The 19973-nt window shown below is 42.7% G+C and carries 17 protein-coding genes; 10 read left to right on the plus strand and 7 right to left on the minus strand.

Going from position 1 to position 19973, the window contains the following annotated elements; translation table 11 throughout:
* Positions 1–273: 273 nt before the first annotated feature.
* The 4 genes from CW735_RS11420 (at position 274) to fldA (ending at position 2511) form a co-directional block, all read left to right on the plus strand.
* A complete protein-coding gene (locus CW735_RS11420) occupies positions 274–672 on the plus strand; it encodes an H-NS histone family protein (RefSeq protein ID WP_100972226.1) in 399 nt (132 codons plus the stop codon).
* Between the two features lie 112 nt (positions 673–784).
* Positions 785–1552 carry an alpha/beta fold hydrolase gene (locus tag CW735_RS11425; protein WP_100972228.1) on the plus strand — a complete coding sequence of 256 codons (768 nt, stop codon included), beginning with the start codon at positions 785–787 and terminating at the stop codon, positions 1550–1552.
* A gap of 185 nt (positions 1553–1737) precedes the next feature.
* Positions 1738–1956 carry a DUF2788 domain-containing protein gene (locus CW735_RS11430; RefSeq protein WP_071979076.1) on the plus strand — a complete coding sequence of 73 codons (219 nt, stop codon included), beginning with the start codon at positions 1738–1740 and terminating at the stop codon, positions 1954–1956.
* A gap of 30 nt (positions 1957–1986) precedes the next feature.
* Positions 1987–2511 carry a flavodoxin FldA gene (fldA, locus tag CW735_RS11435; protein ID WP_071979077.1) on the plus strand — a complete coding sequence of 175 codons (525 nt, stop codon included), beginning with the start codon at positions 1987–1989 and terminating at the stop codon, positions 2509–2511.
* A 55-nt stretch (positions 2512–2566) separates the two neighbouring features.
* Here fldA and CW735_RS11440 read toward each other — a convergent pair whose 3' ends face one another.
* Positions 2567–4564: a methyl-accepting chemotaxis protein gene (locus tag CW735_RS11440; RefSeq protein ID WP_100973246.1), complete on the minus strand. Its 1998-nt coding sequence runs from the start codon at positions 4562–4564 to the stop codon at positions 2567–2569.
* 312 nt (positions 4565–4876) lie between these two features.
* On the opposite strand from CW735_RS11440, the gene fur reads away from it, so the two are divergent.
* A complete protein-coding gene (fur, locus tag CW735_RS11445) occupies positions 4877–5302 on the plus strand; it encodes a ferric iron uptake transcriptional regulator (RefSeq protein ID WP_071979079.1) in 426 nt (141 codons plus the stop codon).
* Between the two features lie 193 nt (positions 5303–5495).
* Here fur and CW735_RS11450 read toward each other — a convergent pair whose 3' ends face one another.
* Genes CW735_RS11450 through CW735_RS11465 form a run of 4 tightly spaced genes read right to left on the minus strand, consistent with a single transcriptional unit; the run spans position 5496 to position 8757 of the window.
* A complete protein-coding gene (locus tag CW735_RS11450) occupies positions 5496–6362 on the minus strand; it encodes a D-amino acid aminotransferase (protein ID WP_100972231.1) in 867 nt (288 codons plus the stop codon).
* Positions 6359–7327, minus strand: a complete 969-nt coding sequence (locus CW735_RS11455; RefSeq protein WP_232368271.1) for a biotin-dependent carboxyltransferase family protein — start codon at positions 7325–7327, stop codon at positions 6359–6361. Before CW735_RS11455 ends, CW735_RS11450 begins: the two co-directional genes overlap by 4 nt.
* Positions 7299–8012, minus strand: coding sequence for a 5-oxoprolinase subunit B family protein (locus tag CW735_RS11460; protein ID WP_100972235.1), 714 nt, complete (start codon positions 8010–8012; stop codon positions 7299–7301). Before CW735_RS11460 ends, CW735_RS11455 begins: the two co-directional genes overlap by 29 nt.
* Positions 8013–8031: 19 nt before the next feature.
* A complete protein-coding gene (locus CW735_RS11465; protein ID WP_100972237.1) occupies positions 8032–8757 on the minus strand; it encodes a 5-oxoprolinase subunit PxpA in 726 nt (241 codons plus the stop codon).
* 65 nt (positions 8758–8822) lie between these two features.
* Here CW735_RS11465 and CW735_RS11470 point away from each other — a divergent pair, with 65 nt between their 5' ends.
* The 5 genes from CW735_RS11470 to CW735_RS11490 all read left to right on the plus strand — a co-directional run bounded on the left by CW735_RS11470 (position 8823) and on the right by CW735_RS11490 (position 18147).
* On the plus strand, positions 8823–9806 hold the full coding sequence (locus CW735_RS11470; RefSeq protein ID WP_071979084.1) for a CvfB family protein: 984 nt from the start codon (positions 8823–8825) through the stop codon (positions 9804–9806).
* Between the two features lie 64 nt (positions 9807–9870).
* Positions 9871–10266 carry an OsmC family protein gene (locus CW735_RS11475; protein WP_071979085.1) on the plus strand — a complete coding sequence of 132 codons (396 nt, stop codon included), beginning with the start codon at positions 9871–9873 and terminating at the stop codon, positions 10264–10266.
* 239 nt (positions 10267–10505) lie between these two features.
* Positions 10506–11636, plus strand: a complete 1131-nt coding sequence (locus CW735_RS11480) for an efflux RND transporter periplasmic adaptor subunit (RefSeq protein ID WP_100972239.1) — start codon at positions 10506–10508, stop codon at positions 11634–11636.
* Between the two features lie 26 nt (positions 11637–11662).
* Entirely contained in the window at positions 11663–15055 is a 3393-nt protein-coding gene (locus CW735_RS11485; protein ID WP_100972241.1) for an efflux RND transporter permease subunit, read from the plus strand.
* Entirely contained in the window at positions 15052–18147 is a 3096-nt protein-coding gene (locus CW735_RS11490; RefSeq protein WP_100972243.1) for an efflux RND transporter permease subunit, read from the plus strand. The genes CW735_RS11485 and CW735_RS11490 overlap by 4 nt, the downstream gene beginning before the upstream one ends.
* 92 nt (positions 18148–18239) lie before the next feature.
* Here the strand turns inward: CW735_RS11490 and CW735_RS11495 are convergent, their stop codons facing one another.
* A complete protein-coding gene (locus CW735_RS11495) occupies positions 18240–18560 on the minus strand; it encodes a DUF3718 domain-containing protein (RefSeq protein WP_083595218.1) in 321 nt (106 codons plus the stop codon).
* Positions 18561–18922: 362 nt separating this feature from the next.
* Positions 18923–19717 (minus strand): DUF2189 domain-containing protein, encoded by a 795-nt coding sequence (locus tag CW735_RS11500; RefSeq protein ID WP_071979089.1) that lies wholly within the window; start codon positions 19715–19717, stop codon positions 18923–18925.
* Positions 19718–19973 lie beyond the last annotated feature (256 nt).

The raw sequence follows: 19973 nt of genomic DNA on the forward strand, positions 1-19973 counted from the left end.
TGCGATTTCTATTTTCATTACTTTATAAGACAGCCGTTCCCAATTAATTTTCACTCTACTTTTTACTCTACTTTTCCTGCTACACACCTATTTTTATAGGCATTTCATTTACAGAAAACCGCTTAATTTTGAGAATTCTAATCTGCTCATTTTAATTTTCGTAGTATACTTTACAAAGAATATGCAAAATACCGCTGTCAAAATACAATGTTTAGTGAACTAAATTCATAACGTATATTCTACATATTATCTTCAACGTATTAAGGTTAATAAATGAGTGAATTTTTAGATATTTTAACCCACGGAAGACGTTTACAAGGCGCGATTAAGGAATTAAGTATTGGTGAGCTTGAATCAGTTCAAGAAAAGTTATCCAATATTATAGATAAGCGTAAAGAAAAAGCCCTTGAAGAAGAAAAAGAAGCCCAAGAAAAAAGAGAAAAACTGGCTGCAATACAACGGCAGATGGAAGAAGCCGGTCTTGATTTTGATGACCTAAAGGCTTTAACAGAAGACTCAGGTAAAAAGACAGGTAAAAAGCGTCCCATCAAATACAAGCTTGTGGACAGCAATGGTGTAGAGCACCCTTGGACAGGCATTGGTAGAATGCCCAGAGTGTATAAAGAGGCACTCGATGGTGGTCAAAGCCTCGACAACTTTTCGATAAATTAAAACGTTATCAATTTTAGCCTGCTCTGCAGGCTTTTATCTTTTTAATATCTCGGCCTACTTGCAATTATGGCCCGTTGATAATTTAGACTATATTCGTAACATTGGAAACTGTGTGGAACTTAACTTTAAACTAACTCCTTGCGAACATTCAGACTCATGGCTTTTTTTAATTCACGGCCTGTTTGGAAGCGCTGACAATTTAGCCATTGTTAAGCGTCATTTCGAAGCCAAACATAATATTGTGAGCATTGATTTGCCAGATCACGGTGAATCTGAATGGACAGACGGCTTTGATATTGAAACGGCAGCCGAGGCGGTAAAACAAATAGCCGATCAAATATCGGTGAAAACATTTGCAATTCTAGGCCACTCCCTTGGGGGCAAAGTGGCTATGAAATTAGCGCTCAAATACCCTACTTGTGTGAGTCATTTAATTGTTGCTGATATTGCACCGGTAGCCTACTCCCACAGACATCAAACTATATTCGACGGGTTAAATGCGGTAGATCTCACTTCCTTAACCACTAGAAAAGATGCTGATAGCGCCATGGCTACGGTTATCAAAGAAGCTGGGGTGAGACAGTTTCTGCTTAAAAGTTTATATCGAAAAGAGAATGGCGATTGGGCGTGGAAGTTTAACCTAAAAGGCCTAATTCAGAGTTACCCTAAGATAATCAACTGGCAACCGGTAGACAGTCAGTTTAAAGGCACAACATTATTTATCAAAGGAGCGAAATCCGACTATATTATCAGCGAATATAAAGACGATATAGCTCGCTATTTTCCGAACGCAAAAGCGCACATCATTGATGGTGTTGGGCACTGGCTACACGCAGAGAAGCCCTCTGTTTTTAACGCCGTGGTAGAAAGGGTTTTATAGAGTGGCCTTGTAAAATCAATGTCACAGAATCGTTGGATTTTTGAAACACAGTTTCCAAAACATCGCTAAGACAACTTACAGCGGTTAAAGCATTGCGCACTATTACATTTTTTTGAATATTTGGGTCTCTCACACACTTAGATACTGTGGTATAGTTGCGCCAGAAATTTTTGATAAACGACACTATGCTTGCAGAAAACTACGAACTAATTGAGTCCATTATGTTGTATGGCGGCCTTGCAATTCTTTTTGGGTTAATGGGGTTTGCCGTTCACGATGTGCTGCGTAAGAACGATGTTCCTCTCATTGGCAGAGTAGTAACCTACGGTGTGCTTGGTTTAGGTGCTATTGGGTTTCTAGCCAAGGGTATCATCGAATGGTTCTGGCTTAATTCAGGCGTTTAAATAGACAGTAACGATTAATAGAGGTTTGATATGGCGAGCGTTGGCCTATTTTTTGGTAGCGACACGGGTAACACCGAGCATGTCGCGAAGATGATTCAAAAAGAATTAGGTAAGCAACTCATTGACGTTAAAGATATTGCTAAAAGTAGCAAAGAGGACATTGCCGAATTTGATCTACTGATTTTTGGCATACCAACTTGGTATTACGGTGAAGCGCAATGCGACTGGGATGACTTCTTCCCAGAGCTTGAAAATATCGACTTTAACGACAAGCTTGTAGCTATTTTTGGCTGCGGCGATCAAGAAGATTACGCTGAGTATTTCCTTGATGCCATGGGCATGGTTCGCGATATAGTAGAAGCGAAAGGGGCTATCCTTGTTGGTCAATGGTCTACCGATGGCTATGACTTTGAAGCATCAAAGGGCTTAGCAGACGACAATCATTTTGTCGGTCTAGGCATTGATGAAGATAGACAGCCTGAGTTAACAGACTCACGCGTTAAGGCTTGGTGTAAACAAATACACGATGAGCTTTGTCTAGCAGAGCTTGCATAACGTTTACAATAACGCCCTTCAAGATACTAAAACCGCTCATTTGAGCGGTTTTTTGTTACAGCTGAAAGCTCTCTACCGCTTTTCGTAAACTTTCTGTTTGTGCATCGAGCTTCATTGTAGACTCGTTAGACTGCCTTGTACTTTGAGCACTGGAGTCGGCTAAGTTCACTATGGTATTCAGGCTTTCTGCAACATCGGCAAGCAGCACGTCTTGTTGCTCTGTGTCGGTGACAATATGCTCGTTAATATTGCTCAACTGCTCTATTATTTCGCGAATATTTCTTACCTGCTCAGCAACCTGATGGGTTATTTCAACGCCATCTCTGGCTTGCTCTCTTCCAAACTTGATGGCTTTAACGGCTTCAGCAGCATCTTTTTGTAAATTCCCAATCATCTGCTCAATTTCTTCTGTTGAATCATGGGTTCTATTTGCCAACGTTCTGACCTCATCAGCAACAACGGCGAATCCGCGACCTTGCTCCCCCGCCCTTGCCGCTTCAATAGCAGCATTGAGCGCCAACAAATTTGTTTGTTCTGCAATGGTTTTAATAACATCAAGAATGCTACCGATAGAACGGGAGTTCTCATCTAGACGCCCAATGATTTGTGCTGACGACTCTGCCTGTTTCGCTTGATTATCCACTTGCAGACGGTTGCGCTCTACCAAGTGTCCAATATCCTGGCTTTGCTTTGTAATATTGCGTAACGCTTCCATGGCCTGATTGATTTGCTTCAGGTTACTACGGCTTTTATCTTGAACGTTAAGCGTATTGGTAGACGTTACCGTTACCTGCTCTCTTTGTTCATCAACGTCGGCAAGGCTCTTGTCTCCAAGCTCTACGCTCTCTTTGGCTATTTCAATTAAGCCCTTTTCCTGCTCTAAAATATTGCCAACCAGCTCTCTCAAGCTATCTGTAAGGCTATTTACTTTGGCAGATAGTGCGGAAAACTCATCGTTACCCTCTTCTGATAACTTTTGACTTAGATCGCCTTTGCTCAACAAACTCAAACCGCGATTAATGCGCCCCAAAGGCTTTGATATGCTGCGCGTCACTACCACCGCAAGCACTATTGCTGTTATCAATCCAAAAATAGCCACAACGGTATTTTTAACAAGATTGGTTTGAACCGATTCTAAAATGTCATTTTGTCCGCTTAGCGCTTGAGACTGAACCCGCTTAAATAAGTTATTTATGTCTTCTAGTGCTGTATTGAGCGATGCATTGGCGTTGGCCCTTTCGGAGATGGTTTTTTCAATGCTGCCGAGCTTCTGTTTTTGCAAATCGGTAAGCTTGTCTACCGCTACAAGCAAGGCTTCATATTGCTCGTTAAATGCGCTTACCGTACCGCCATCGTCAATGCTAGAGGCTAAGCGATTAATATAATCTTTATCTACCTGCAGGTTACTAAGCTGATAGTTCAAGTCATCAATGATTCCCAAGCTTTCCTCAGAGCGATTTGACCCCGCTAACTCGATAAATGAGTCGTTCATTGTCAGGAGCTTGTTATCGATTGCAGTACCAGCGCCAATAAGAGTGTCAATTCCAGGGTCGTCAGAATCTATATACGACAAATCTAACATGAGTGCACTTGCCTCATCGGCCGTCATAAGAACTTGCTCAAGTTGATTTTGAAGCTGAGACTCGATTTGAATGCGTGATTTTATAGCGGCATACATGTTGTTGCTGCTTTCTACATAATAAAGACTGTCTGCTATGGCTTTCTGGGCGTCTTTATTAGACGGCATCAGTGCTTTGAGGTTATTGAGATCTTCTGTGAACTCTACAGATAACTCATCGAACAACGCTTTATTTTTTTCAAATGCGGTTGCGTTTTCAACGTAAAAACCGTTAGCGGTAATAACAGATAAAGATAGAATTTCCGTCTTTACCCTCACCATACTAGTTTGCTCTGGCATTTTGCGCTCAACAACATCTTCTGCAGATTTGCGTATATCGTTGAGTCCGAAGTAGGATAAGACACTGGTGAATAAGAGTAAGCACCCAAAAAGACCAAAGCCTAATGTTATTTTATTTATTATTGTCAACTGCATAATAGAATCCAACGAATACCCCCTACAAAAGCAAGGAGTGTCACAATAGTCTTACAATTCTAGTTTAACAGCATGTAAATTCAATGCACCAAAAGTTTATATCTTTTTTACATATTTGCGTTTTTTATCCGACACTTATTTCATGATCTCAACAAGGTTTATCCCCTCGTGGTTCATCCTGAGAATTACTTTTATTTCCCTACTGTGCAAAAATCGTTCGCTGACTTAAAGAAACCGTAGTTTTACTTTAAAATCCCATCAAGTTACCTATAATACGTGCAAATGTTTTTCACACTTTCTCAGTAGGTTGTAATGGATCAAAACAAAGAATTGAAAAGAGCTGGGCTAAAAGTCACCCTACCTCGCCTTAAAATTTTACAAATTCTGCAAGACCCAAATAATCAACACATAAGTGCGGAAGATGTGTACAAGATTTTGATAGATCAAGACGAAGAGATTGGTCTTGCCACTGTGTACCGAGTTCTCAATCAGTTCGACGATGCAGGTATTCTCAATAGACATCACTTCGAAGGCGGAAAATCGGTTTTTGAAATAAGCCACAAAGACCATCACGATCATCTAGTGTGCTTGAAGTGTGGAAAAGTCATTGAGTTTGAAGACGACGTTATAGAGCAGCGACAAGAGATGGTTGCAAAGCAGCACAACATCAAACTTACGCACCATAGTCTTTATCTGTATGGCGAATGTACAGACGGAAATTGTGACGCTGTAGATTAAGCGTCCCCCTTCAGTCGCGGCTACAGTACTAATTGGCCAGAGCGCTAAAGCACTAGAGAATAATTACAAAAAAACCTGCTGATTGGCAGGTTTTTTTTGTGTTTTAGTGCTCAGCTCTTTTATTCAAACCTCATACAGGCTGTTCAAAAGGTCGCAGCTGCTTACATGAAGGTATACTTGATATAGAAGCATGTCAGACAATAAACTTATAGGCATGATAAGCCTTAATCGCTTTTTCCCACATGTCGCCTGCATTACCTTCGCCAATAATCTGTCCACCTACTTCTATAACTGGGGCAACTTCTTTACTAGACGACGTAAGCCAAACTTCGTCGGCTTCTAACAACGCTTCCTTGGAAAACCACTCTTCTTCCACGGGCAGTTGAGCGCGCTTAAAAGCCTCAATTGCGATTTGTCGAGTGATACCCGGTAGTAACTCGTTATTTAAAGGTGGTGTAGTGATAATGCCATTTTTTACCATAAAAACGTTGCATGAACTGGCCTCGGTTATCAGCCCTTGCTGGTTAAATAAGATAGTTTCATCCACCCCAGCCTTAACGCCTGTCTGGTAATGCATAACGTTGCCTAGTAAAGACGTAGACTTTATATGGCAACGCTGCCACCGCTTGTCTTCCTCTAGCGCTACCTTAAAGCCTTTTACATCACCTTTAGCTTCGGGTTGTGGTGGCGGTATCTCAAAGGCAAATGCAAATACGGTAGGCAAGATATTGCTAGCATAAGCATGATGGCGTTTAGCGTCTGTGCCACGGCTCACGTGAAAGTACACGCCAATATTCTTACTCTCTATAAAATCAGCGTTCTTTCCTGCTAACTCAAGAACAATAGCTTTCCATTGCACATTATCGAACGGGTTTTCAATCTCGATAGCAGATAAACCATTGGCCAGTCGGGTAAGATGTCCGCTCAAGCCAACCGGCTGCCCGGCATAGGTAGGAATGACTTCGTAAATACCGTCACCGAATAAGAAGCCTCTGTCCATTGGGGAAATTCTGGCTTCGCTGAGGGGAAGGTATTCACCATTTAAAAATGCAATTGTCATGCTAATTCTCTTTTTAATTGATGCAGTTGCCGTTGGAACAACAACACCGATGCCCTAGCCTCTTCGTTATCTTGAAAAACAAAAGAGATTTGCTCGCCGGGCACTTGCTGTGCCAAGCGACTTACGTCAAGCGGGTTTAAACAGCCTAGTTTTGGATATCCTCCCAACGTCTGTCTATCTCGCATCATAATTATTGGTTGCCCATCGGGAGGCACTTGTATAGCACCGATATGAATAGCTTCAGAGCGCATGGTGCTTAAAGATGACGCTACACCCTCTCCCGTTAATCGATACCCCATTCTATCTATCGACGGGCTAACCGTATAGATACTATTAGTGAAAATCCGTTTACATACGTCGCTAAAAAAGGCTTCTTGATAACCCTTTATTACTTTAAAAGGAGTGTTTGATTGGTAATTGAAACGCTTTTCTACCGGTAGCTGTCTTAAATTGAGGTTTTTAAAATTTAGTTCTGCGATTGAAACAATTTCAATAACATCTGAATCTTGCAGCACTTGTCCATTTCTATGAATACCACCAAGCGACTCACGTACCACTGTGCAGGCACTGCCAGCACTTTTAGATACTTGCCATTGGCCTAAAATACTCAAATAAACTTTGCAGCCCAAACACTCACTAGATACATCAACAATGTCATTTTTTTCCACAAATGTGGTTCTGTAGACGGGCTGTTCGCTACCGTTTACCTTCAGCTTTACTTGCCTACCTGTGGCAGCGATCACGCAGGCCTCGCTGAAACGCAAAGACATGTTTCCCATAATCTCTAAACAGGGCGTATTATCTTCATTGTGAGCGAGAAAATTTGCCCAATAAAAAGCAATCGTATCCATTGGACCCGACTGAGAAAAGCCCTGGCGCTGCTTGCCTTTTCTTCCTTCATCAACAATGAGGCTGAAAAGGCCCTTAGAGATAACTTCAACCTGCATGATAATTAACAAACTCACTTTCTGTTATAGAGCTAAAAGTAACGATATCGCCCGCACTGAGTAAGGGAATATTATTCTCGCCAACCATGGGTACAGGGCATAAGCCCAATAAATTCCACCCGCCAGGAGAATCACTGGGATATACGGCCGTTTGACGGTCGGCAATTGCTACAGCCCCTTTGGGAACTTTCTTTCTTGGTGAAGCTAGTCTTGCACATTGTAACGCTTTTGGAAGTTCTCCCATATACGCAAAACCAGGTGCGAACCCAACAGTATAGACTTTGAACTCCATGCTGGTGTGGAGCGCTATGATATCCTCTTTCTGAAGTGATGTTTTACGACTCACTTCGTCTAAGTCGTTCGCTGCCTTGGCGCCATACCAAACTGGCAGTGTATGTCGCTTAATCGCTTTTTGATAACCGTCATTTTTTTCGTTATGTAATCGCGTTTGCCACTGTTGAAGTGAACTATAAACAAAATGGCTATCAACCTGTTCTATATCGAAAACAATAAGCAAACTGTCGTAGGAAGGCACGCATTCAACAACCCAAGAGTTACTCGCTTTTGATGCAAAGCTGTCCAACATGTGCAACCACTGCTGACAGGCAGAGTTTGCCTGCTCTAGAGAGTCACCGGAAAAATACAACATAATGGCATCTGCACCTACCGGAACAAGCTGCCTTATACTGCCAAAGGGTTGCATGAAGATATCCTTATTTTGCTCAAAGAAAGGCTCTTATTTGCCGAGCTATATCTACAGCACCGGCGGTATCGCCATGCACGCACAAGCTATCGGCCTGTAAATGCAGTGTCGCTCCCGATGCGGTAGTGACTGAGCGATGTTCGATGAGTTGTTTAGCTTGTTCTAATGCTTCTTGTTCATGCAACACTGCACCGGGTATGTGACGAGACTGCAGAAGCCCGTCGTCTGTGTAGCGTCTATCTGAAAATGCTTCAAACAAAAGACTCAAGCCAAGCGCCTGCGCTTCATCATAAATCAAATCGTTTTGTGAGGTTGCCTGAACCATGAGAGGAATTTTACCCTGCCCTATAACAACAACGCTCTTCATGACCGTTTTGCGTACGTCGGCATCTTTCATCATGTCGTTGTATAAAGCACCGTGGGGCTTTACATAATCTACAGTAGTGCCAACAATATCTGCCATACCAATGAGAGCGCTCACCTGATATTGAATACAGGCCGTGAGTTCATTAGCTTGCATAGCCATACTTCGACGACCGAAGCCTTGTAAATCTGGGTAGGATGGATGAGCTCCTACACTTACATTATGTGCTTTAGCAATGTCTAACGCAGCTTTCATTACCAAGGGGTCACCCGCGTGAAAGCCGCAAGCTATATTTGCCTGGTCTATTTCAGACATAATATCGCGCTCAACCGGCATCGACCACGCGCCAAAACTTTCACCTAAATCGCAATTTAACTTCATAATGGTTTAGCTCTTAACCTCAATCCGATATCATGTTACCTGTTCTATTAAAAAAGTCAGTGTTAATGATAAATATTGGAAAAATAAATACATTGCGCGTCGTTGCACAGTACCCTTTTGGGTATGCGTTAGCAGCGCTAGAGCGCAGTGAAAATACCGTTGCCGATGAAGCAGAAAGCAAAGTATTTCAAGATAATGGCGCTCAAGATAATGGTTATGAGAGCGACCGTCATGACAGTATATCGTCGGCGGCTAATTTTGACTCGCAAGCTTACACACTAGGTGCTAACGATACGGTAACCCTTCCTCTTGATGAGGTAACAACACCTTTAGAGACCAATGCTGAAATAGAGGTATTTGTTGCTACAGATCAACGGGGCGAAGCTTACGCTACGGTAAAAAAACCATTGATTCAGGTTGGCGAAGTAAAAGTGTTAAAGGCTGTGTCGGCAACTAATTTTGGTGCATTCTTTGATTGGGGCTTAGATAACGACCTACTTGTGCCAGATGATTACCAGGCAGAGCCGGTTAGCGCGGGAATGAACTACGTTGTTCACACGTTTTTTGACAACAAAACACAGCGCATCTTGGGTGCAACAAAGCTGCATTATTTTCTCAAAGAAAGCAGTGCCTACTTAAATGAAGGCGACAGCGTAGAGTGTCTTGTTTATGCGAAAACCGATTTAGGGTTCAAAGTTGTTATAAACGAGAAAAACTTGGGGCTTATCTTCCACAGCGATGCGTTCAAACCATTGAAGGTGGGACAAGCAACATCAGGCGTTATAAAAACTATTCGCGAAGATGGAAAAATTGATGTTGTTCTTCAGCGCATAGATAAAAGCGCACGTGATGAACTGCAGCAGGCCATTCTTGATGATCTAGACGCTCATGGTGGTATTTCAACCCTTACCGATAAAAGCGCGCCTAATGATATTTACAGTCATTTCAACGTAAGCAAAGCTGCATACAAAAAGGCCTTAGGCGCTTTGTATAAACAAAAGAAAATAACGATCAGTGCTGATGCAATACGGTTAAACAAAAACGACTAAGCATCAGTGCTAATAGCAAATAATTTTGCACGCACCGCGTTAATTACAACATTTAGGATCGATAATGAAAGCACATGTTTCATGGGATAAAGACCTAACATTTACCGGCACAACGGACAGTGGCTACAGTACGGTTATGGACGGCAGTGGTAACGCTGTCTCTCCAATGGAGTCAGTTTTGGTAGCTATGGGAGCTTGCTCTAGCGTAGATGTTGTCGAAATATTAAAAAAAGGCCGTTTTGATATTACCGCTTGCGAGTGCAAGCTAGAAGCAAAACGCGCAGATGAGGCTCCTCGTGTATTCGAAAAAGTTCACGCACATTATGTTGTATCGGGTAAAGGCATTACCGATAAAGCTCTAGCGAGAGCAGTTCAACTTTCTGCAGAAAAATATTGTTCAGTCATGCTAATGCTTAAAGACAGTGTCAATATCACCACCAGCTATTCACTGGTAGAATAGAAATCAGTTGTACGCTCCTCTCTAGGCATATCATCAACATATACTTTGGTGTAATACGCCTTAGTTTAGCAATATTGACTAACAAATTTAAAAAAGGGCTAACTTAAAGAGTTGGCCTTTTTAATTTCACCGCTCAAATAACAGTAAAATATTGATAAATAAAGACAAATACTTACTGGCACGTTAACTGCTCTAACCGGTCATTACGACATAACGACAACAACGTTAGGGCATTGACCATGGAACACACACACGACTTTTCATCTACCCCCACATCTAACTATTCAGCTACCCCCTCGTTTTCTTTACGCTATACGCTCATCGGCAGCACATTAATTGCACTGGCATTACTGGCAACGGGTTGCTCAGAAGCGGATGCCGTTGATACAAAGGCAAACGCCGAAAAGGTAGAAGAGACCGTCTTTGCGGTACCTGTTGAAGCGACTCATTTAAAAACAGGCAACATCACTTCTACTTATGATACCACTGCTATTTTAGAGGCTAGAGAAGAAGCCTTTGTGTCTGCACGAGCGTCTGGAATTATTGAATCAATTTTTGTTGAAGAAGGTGATTACGTAGAAAAAGGACAAGCGTTAGCTCAGCTCGACAAACGCCGCTACGAGCTAAATCTATCCAAAGCGAAAGCAGATTTAGCCGGCATTGAGAGCGAGCTTGAACGGGTGAATAAAGTCTACTCTCAGAAACTTATAAGCGACGATACCTACGACAAGCTTAATGCCCAGTATGAATCGGTCAAAGCTTCGGTATCTATAGCGGAACTCGATTTAAAAGAAACCACGATTGTTGCGCCCATCAGTGGTTTTATTGCCTCTAGAAATGCAAAAGTAGGCAATTTAACCGAGTCTTTTCAACGTGAAAGAATGTTTCATATAGTGCGGCAAAAAGACTTGCAGGGCGTAGTTTATCTACCAGAAAACGAGCTTACTAATGTGTCTCAAGGACAGGTGGCAAAACTTACTGTCTCTGCTCTGAAAGACCAACAGATAACGGCACACGTAGAAAGAATTAGTCCGGTTATCGACTCTGCCACCGGCACATTCAAAGTGACGCTAAGAGTCCCAAATGGCGACAATGCGTTGAAAGCAGGCATGTTCACCGACGTATCATTAGAATATGCCACTCATGCCAATACCACACTTGTTCCTCGTCGTGCTCTGGTTACTATCGATAATAGCCACAGTGTTTTTGTCGTCGACAACGGCGTTGTAAAAAAAGTAAATGTAACTACCGGGTTTGAAAACAACGACGTTGTCGAGGTTACCGACGGGTTATTGGGGAACGAGCAGGTTGTTACCGCTGGTCATCAAAACCTGAAAGATAGTGCGCCTGTTGAAGTTGTTAACAGCTAAATTTGCGAAAATAAGGAAATATTATTATGCGCATCGTCGATATTGCTGTTAAACGCCCTGTTGCCGTGTCTATGTTCACCTTTGCTGTATTGCTATTTGGCATGGTGTCGCTAGGCCGGTTGTCGGTAAACTTGCTGCCAGATTTATCCTATCCCACTTTAACCATTCGTACCGATTACGATGGGGCCGCGCCCGCTGAAATTGAGCAACTGGTATCTAAACCCATTGAAGAGGCCGTTGGTGTTGTGAAAGGCGTACGTAAAATCACGTCCACATCTCGTGCGGGACAATCTGATGTTGTTTTGTCCTTCGCGTGGGGCACCGAAATGGACTTTGCCAGTTTAGAGGTTCGAGAAAAGTTAGATGTATTAAGGCTTCCACTAGACATTGAAAAGCCAAGGCTTTTGCGTTTTAACCCTAGCTTAGATCCCGTTATAAAATTGGGGCTAACCACAGATTCAGAGAATTTATCTGAAAACGAAATGAAACGCTTACGTTTATATGCAGAGCAGCAGGTAAAAAGAGAGTTAGAGTCTGTAGAAGGCATTGCGGCTGTGCGTTTAGGCGGTGGCTTGGAAAATGAAATTCATATTCTTATCGATCAGCGTAAAGCCAGCCAACTGTCTATACCTATTACGGATGTAATTGCGCGAATAAAAGCTGAAAACGTAAATGCTGCGGGAGGAAGAATTGACAATGCCTCGCAGGCGTTTTTGGTGAGAACTCTCAATCAGTTTGAAAGTTTAGACGAAATAAATAACCTTTTTGTGGGCCGGTCTGAAGGACGTAATATTCAGCTTAAAGACATTGCCCTTGTTCGAAGCGCTTATAAAGACAGAGACGTAATTACGCGTTTTAACGGTACAGAAGGCGTAGAAGTAGCCATTTATAAAGAAGGTGACGCCAATTCTGTAGACGTTGCTGCAAAGGTGGCCAGCCGCATCGCAGAAATTCAAGACGCCCTTCCGCCGAACTACGCACTCACACAAACTTACGACCAAAGCATTTTCATAAAGCAAGCCATAGACAACGTAAAATCAGCTGCCGTTGCTGGCGGAATATTAGCAATGCTCGTACTTTATTTATTTCTTAAAGATTTTTGGGCCACTGTAATTATTTCGGTATCCATTCCTGTGTCTGTTATCGCTACCTTTAACTTGATGTATGCAAACGATATAAGCCTTAATATGATGAGCTTGGGCGGCATTGCGCTGGCTGTTGGTTTGTTAGTTGATAACAGTATTGTAGTGCTCGAAAATATAGACCGTCACCGTCGCCATAAACGCGCTTTAGATAGCGAACTCGATGATGCGCCGGGCAACGCAATTTCACAGCAAAATGAGTCACTACTAGAGCCGGCTTCAACGGGTACAAAAGAAGTTTCTGGCGCTATCATCGCTTCTACATTAACCACAATGGCGGTATTTGTTCCTCTCATTTTTGTTGAGGGTATCGCTGGTCAGCTTTTTCGAGACCAGGCTCTTACGGTGTCATTTGCGCTAGCGGCATCTCTTGTAGTAGCGCTTACGATAATTCCAGCAATGGCCCGTCGTAAAAAGCAGCAACAGCTCAGTCACCAGGACACCTTTGATGCACCAACTAAAAAGCCAAAAACCCCACCTGTTAGCTTTTTAGGAAAACTATTTTTCTATGTAACATGGCCTATCAATGCGCTAGTAAAATTCATTTTTGTGTTTTTACCTGCTGCTTTGGTTACGTTATTAATTGGTGCGTGGCACATTGCTAGTAAGCTTTTGTCAGTGTTATTTAAGCCCTTAATATGGGTGTTCTCAAAAGGGTTCGATGGCATTGCTAGAGCGTATGAGGTGGTGCTTCATGCAAGCTTGCGCGCTCGCTCAGCCATATTAGGCGTTACTCTGGCAGTAGCCGCTGGTGGCGCATTACTCGTACCTCAATTAGGCATGGAACTCATTCCTACTATGTCACAGGGCGAATTTTCTGTTGAGATTGCCCTTCCTGCAGGTACGCCTTTGTATAAAACCGACGAAGAACTGAATATGCTAGCCGCCGCTGCGTTAAAAAGCACTGGCGGAACTGCTGACGATAACGAAAATAATACCAAGGTGCTTCGCACCTACGCTATGTCTGGCACCGGCAGCTTGGTAAGTGCAGCGCCTAATCAGGGTGGAGACCACTGGGGCCGATTAAATGTCGTCATGCGAGCCGATGCGACAAGTGCAGATATGCAAAACGTTCAAGAGTCTCTGCGTAGCTACTTGACTACCCGTCCTAACATAGAGTCTGTATTTTCAGAGCCTGAACTGTTTAGTTTTTCATCTCCCGTTCAAATTGAAATAACCGGTTATGATTTAAATCAACTTAAAGAGTATGGCGATGCGATTGCTATTAAGCTGGCGAGCTTCAGCAATTTTGCAGATATCACCACTAGCATTCGCGATGGTAATCCTGAGCTTAAAATAGAGTTTGATCACGCTAAACTTGCCCGCCTCAACTTAGATGCCGCTTCTGTATCTCAGTTAATTGCAGCGAAAGTGGGTGGCAGCGTGGCGACTCAATACAGTATTGAAGACAGAAAAGTAGATGTTCTGGTTAGAACAAAAGAGAGCCAGCGCAATAATATCGCCGGAATACGAGCCATAGTGATTAATCCCCGCTCTACTCAGCCAATACCTCTCAGCGCGGTTGCCGATGTATTTATGAGTGTAGGGCCAAGCGAAATTACTCGCGTAGGTCAACAGCGCGTGGCATTAGTAACAGCGAATGTCGCCGAAGGTAAATTGGATGAGGCAGTGTTCGTAGCCGAATCTGTGCTTAACGATACTCAATTGCCCTTATCGCTAAGTGCTACTATCGCTGGTCAAAGTGAAGATATGCAGAACAGCTTCCGCTCGTTGCAATTTGCCCTCGCACTCGCTGTTTTCATGGTGTATTTGGTTATGGCGTCACAGTTTGAATCTTTGCTACACCCGCTGCTTATTTTGTTTGCAGTTCCCCTTGCAGGAGCAGGTTCAGTTTACGGATTGTGGTTAACCGACACGCCCTTGAGTGTGGTGGTTTTTATCGGGCTAATTATGCTTTGTGGCATTGTGGTTAATAACGCCATTGTATTGGTCGACCGTATTAATCAGCTTCGACGCAACGGTATAGACAAACACGCAGCAATTATTGAGGCAGCGAAAACCCGATTACGTCCAATTGTTATGACCACACTCACCACCGTCTTGGGTTTGCTCCCTATGGCCTTAGGCTATGGTGAGGGTGCTGAAATAAGAACACCCATGGCAATTACCGTTATTTTTGGCTTACTATTCGCCAGTTTACTGACCTTAATTCTATTACCGGTGCTTTACAGCTTGTTCGATAACAAAGAGACACTTTCTAGCGTAAAAACTACACCGCAAAACACCCAGGAAGTCTTGGATGGAGGCTCGCTATGAAGCACTCCAAACAACATCCTGCTCAACAAGGTAAAGTACAGGGTTTAGGTGCCGCACTGGCGCGATTTGCGCTTAACAAGCCAGTTACTATAGGTATGCTGTTTTTCTCAATGCTTCTTTTTGGGTTGGTATCATCAAGACTCTTACCCCTTGAGAAGTTCCCAGGCATTGATATTCCTGAGATGGTAATTGAGATCCCCTACCCCGATGCAACGCCCATCGAGGTAGAAACCATGATCACCCGCCCCGTTGAAGCTGCCATAGCTACCATGTCTGGCATTAAACGTTTGCGGGCACGCTCTTATGATAATAAAGCAGAAATCGTGGTTGAGTTTGATTGGGATGAAAATCTCAAAGCGAAAAGTATTGAAGCGAGAGAAAAAGTGGATGCAATTAGAGATGAGCTTCCCGCTGATATCGAACGCATCATGGTTTACAAATTCAATACTAATGATATGCCCATTTTTCAGCTTCGCGTCTCCAGCGATCGAGATCTGTCAAACGCCTACGACCTATTAGAACGCAATCTAAAGCGACCTTTGGAGCGAGTGGCTGGGGTTTCTAGGGTTGAGCTTTATGGCACTATGAAGCGCCAAATTAGTATAAGGCTTGACCCAAAAAAGTTGGCCGCATATCGCATTAACAATACTGAATTAGTGCAAAAGCTGCAAAGCGCAAACTTTTCCCTCACGGCTGGCTATATGAATAATGAGGGCGAAAAGATATTGGTTAACCCGAAGGGTGAATTTGATGACATCAGCGACTTTGAACAAATGTGGATCCAACCAAATATTCGCTTATCGGATGTTGCAGAGGTGCGCTACGAATTGCCCCTGCGAAACGAAGGTCGTCATTTAGATAGAAGCTTTGCCGTAGGTTTCAACGTTTTTAGAGAATCAGGTAGTAACCTCGTTGAAGTATCTAATGCTGTAATGAAGGTGATAGAACTGGCAAAAAGTGACCCAGAGTTTGCGGGAATCAACCTTTTTGTTATGGATGATACGGCTAAAAGCGTGACGTCATCTTTGAGTGACTTGCTAAGTGCGGGATTATTAGGTGCCCTGCTCTCGGTAATTGTTCTGTTTATGTTTTTACGGCAGTTTGTCACCACTATCATAGTGGTGATGTCTGTGCCTTTTTCTATCTGCATAGCGCTAGGTGTGATGTATCTATTAGGTTACACACTTAACATTCTTTCTTTGATGGGCCTGATGTTAGCCGTAGGCATGTTAGTTGACAATGCAGTAGTGATTACCGAGAGTATCTTTCAAGAACGTCAGCAAAGCAGTGATGTTTCCTATGCCACCCAAACTGGCGTAAACAAAGTGAGTTTAGCCGTAATTGCGGGTACCGCTACAACGGCCATTGTCTTTTTGCCGAATATAATTGGCGTTAAAATTGATGTCACTATATTTTTAGAGCACGTGGCTGTTGCGATCTGTATATCACTATTCGCCTCTTTGTTTATTGCAAAAACGCTTATTCCTCTCTTAACGACCAAGGTAAAAATTCCAGTTGTAAGGCATTCGGCACCCGCAGGGTATATTAGACGCTACGGTAAAGTATTATCGTGGGTGTTAAACAATCAGGGAAAAACATCGCTTATTGCCATCGCGATCCTCGCCTCAACAGTTATTCCCATGCAGGCCGTTACCTCAGACGACGACGGTAGTAACAACCAAGAGCGCATTTGGCTCAACTACCACATGACCCAAAACTACACGCTATCTGAAGTTGAGAGCACAGTAGAAAAAATGGAAGCCTATTTATATGACAACCAAGAGCGCTTTCATATTAAGCAGGTGTATACCTATTTCACACCGGGCTACGCAATAAGCGGCTTAACATTGAATGACGAACTTCCTGTGCCTGTAAGCGCAATAAAACAGGACATAAGAGAATCTATGCCGTCATTTGTAAGAGCCAGACCTACATTTCAGTGGGACAGCGGCAGCGGGGGGGGTATTCAGGTTACGCTTTTAGGTGAATCGTCAGAGCAGCTTATGACTATTTCGAAAGAGCTTGTGCCGATAATCGCAAAAATTGAGGGATTAAAAGACGTAAAAGCAGATACGGGGTCTACCCGAGACGAAGTACAAATTCGTATTAATAGGGAAAAAGCAAACCGTTTTGGCATTGGCATTAATGACGTTGCAAACGCAGTGGCTACCGCATTGCGCGGCAACAATCTAAGAACTTTTAGATACGGGGATACGGGTGAAGTTAATGTGCAGCTCAAGTACGGAAATGATATTCAGTCCTCGTTGAGCGAGCTTAAAAATATCCACATCGGCTTTTCACAAAACCAATCTGTCACCCTTAATATGATTGCCGATTTTGAAATTAAGCCACAGCTGTCTCAAATTAACCGCAGCTATCGTCAAACCTCACTGGCCATTGGCGCTAACCTTGAGGGTGAGACTACCGTTGAAGAAGCTCGAATGAAGATAGAAAAAGCTCTTGAGAATATTGCTTTGCCCACGGGATACAAATGGACGTTAGATGGAAGCTTTTCTCGTCAAAGCGAGGCAAATGCTGTGATGCAAATGAATATGCTTTTGGCGCTATGCATGATTTATGTGGTTATGGCTGCTCTGTTTGAATCATTAATTCTGCCTACCTCGGTTATCACCTCGCTGTTGTTTTCATTTACCGGCGTATTTTGGGCCTTTATGATAACTGGCACCTCAATGTCTGTAATGGGTATGATCGGTATGCTTATTTTAATGGGCATTGTTGTGAATAATGGCATTGTTTTAGTAGACAGAATAAATCAACTGGTCAATGAAGGACTTTCTTTATACGAAGCCGTTGTTGAAGGGTGTGTAACCCGTATTCGACCTATCTTGATGACAGTTGCTACCACTGTCTTGGGGCTAATTCCGCTTGCAATTGGCACTACACGGATAGGCGGCGATGGTCCACCCTATTCCCCAATGGCCATCGCCATTATTGGAGGTTTGATATTTTCTACGCTAACAAGCTTGTTCCTTGTGCCATTAGCATATGTTCTACTCCTCAAGTTGAGATTCCACACTCAGCGACTCTTTATCAACGGTCGACACAGAGTGTCTCGTTGGGTAAGGGTTTGAGCCGAGCATCATTAACCAGTTATGACTTCCTGGTTGGGTGTGTGGTGTTCTTTGCAGGAACATCACCACCCGCCTCTTTACACTAGTCATAATTAACTACGCGAGATAAGGAATTCGTGAACCGAATCAGCGCCGCGCTCAACGGAAAAGTCGATTAAATTGCTTCCATTGCAGGTTAAACCTGTGTCAGAAGTAATAACACGTAGCACTTGACGCTGACTATCGCCAATGCGACCTACACTGCGTGAAAGGCTTGAGCGGAGTGTTCTGATATCATCGTTGACGATGGCTTTACAAAAGCCTGCGAACTCAGTTTCTCCAATAAAACGTACTTCTTTTTGTGTCTCTGCTGCGTTTGCATTAACTGCAAAAGACAGAGCTGCTGTTGCGATAAGCGTTTTAAACAGTTTCATAATAGTTTCCTTTGAACATATTTAATGATGTAAGTTGCAACCCAGTTATCGCTGAGTGCCCATTAGTTATGCACCAAGAAAATATTTTTTTCTGTTGTTTTATTGTGTAAGGCAGGTAAATTTGCGGTAAATCAGTATGTTAACGTTTGTTTAAATAGTTAAGCCACTGAAAACGTTGAGATTTATAAATTTCTTTATTCCGAAATGATATAGGTAAGCAGTAAAACATCGCCAAAAACTCTAATACTAAAGTCTTAATTATCGCCATTTTTTCATTTAAAGTGAAATTTTAACAAAAAAAATGACATCACAGATTAATAATCATACTGAAATGCCATTTTTTGTTGTAATAAAACTACATTTTACTCGTATTTTCTTGCTCGCTTTGTCTCGATAGCATCAATGTAAGCATGCCAAGAGCCATAGGCAACAAGAGGCATTAGAACAATAAACCCAACAAAACCGGTTACAAAGCCAATTGCGACGGCAGAGAAAATTATCGCTCCCCATATCAGCATAGGTAATTTGTTCACCCATACAGCATTAACGCTTGTTAGTACTGCGGTTGCCAAGTCGACTTTACGCTCCATTAGAATTGGTTGTGTGAATGCCGTTAAAAACAACATCGCCACCGTAAATACCGCACCCACTAAGCTACCTAACACTAGGAATGGCAATAAACTCTCTAATGTATTTTCTATATAAGGAGGGTAAAGCGCGTGAATAATAGAGGCTACCCGCAACCAAAATATCATCATGAACATGAGTAAAACTGCAAAACCCCATTCATTAGTTGCATTTCTACGCATGGCTCTGAGGGAATGTCGAAGTGTAGGTTTATGCCCCTTCTCCATTTCCCAGCTCACATCGTAAAGTCCTGCTGCCAAAAACGGGCCGACCAGCATAAAGCAGACAATTGCGGGTAGAATTACTAGGTGCCAACCTGTCATCGCCACCAAATACATAATTACCCAAGGTATAACGGCAAATAGTACGCCATAAAACGCGGTAAGACCTGGGGCCCGCATAGCGTCTCTTATTCCTAGCGAAAGCCATTTTATCGGATCGCCAACATCTAATTCTTTACAGGGAATGACACGCGCAATGCCACTTTGTGTAATCGCATTTTCTGGGGTTTCTTTAAAATGGTGCGACATATTGAAATCACCTCTGATGGTAAACTTGTCTTTTATTGGCGTTTTTACGAACACCTCATTACTACGATAGGCTTATATTGAAAAGTTCACAAGTTATTAACATATTTTTTATAAACTTATGCTTTTAAGGATAGCTGTCATCTTTTTTGTTCGTAATTTGAACAAGTGCGCATAAAAATAGTCATATTGTGCCTTAATCTCCTATTTTGCCGTCGCATATCACTGTGGTTTGCGATAATCTCAGGGTATGTAAATC

Source organism: Alteromonas sp. MB-3u-76 (assembly GCF_002831605.1).
GTDB classification, from domain to species: Bacteria; Pseudomonadota; Gammaproteobacteria; order Enterobacterales; family Alteromonadaceae; genus Alteromonas; species Alteromonas hispanica.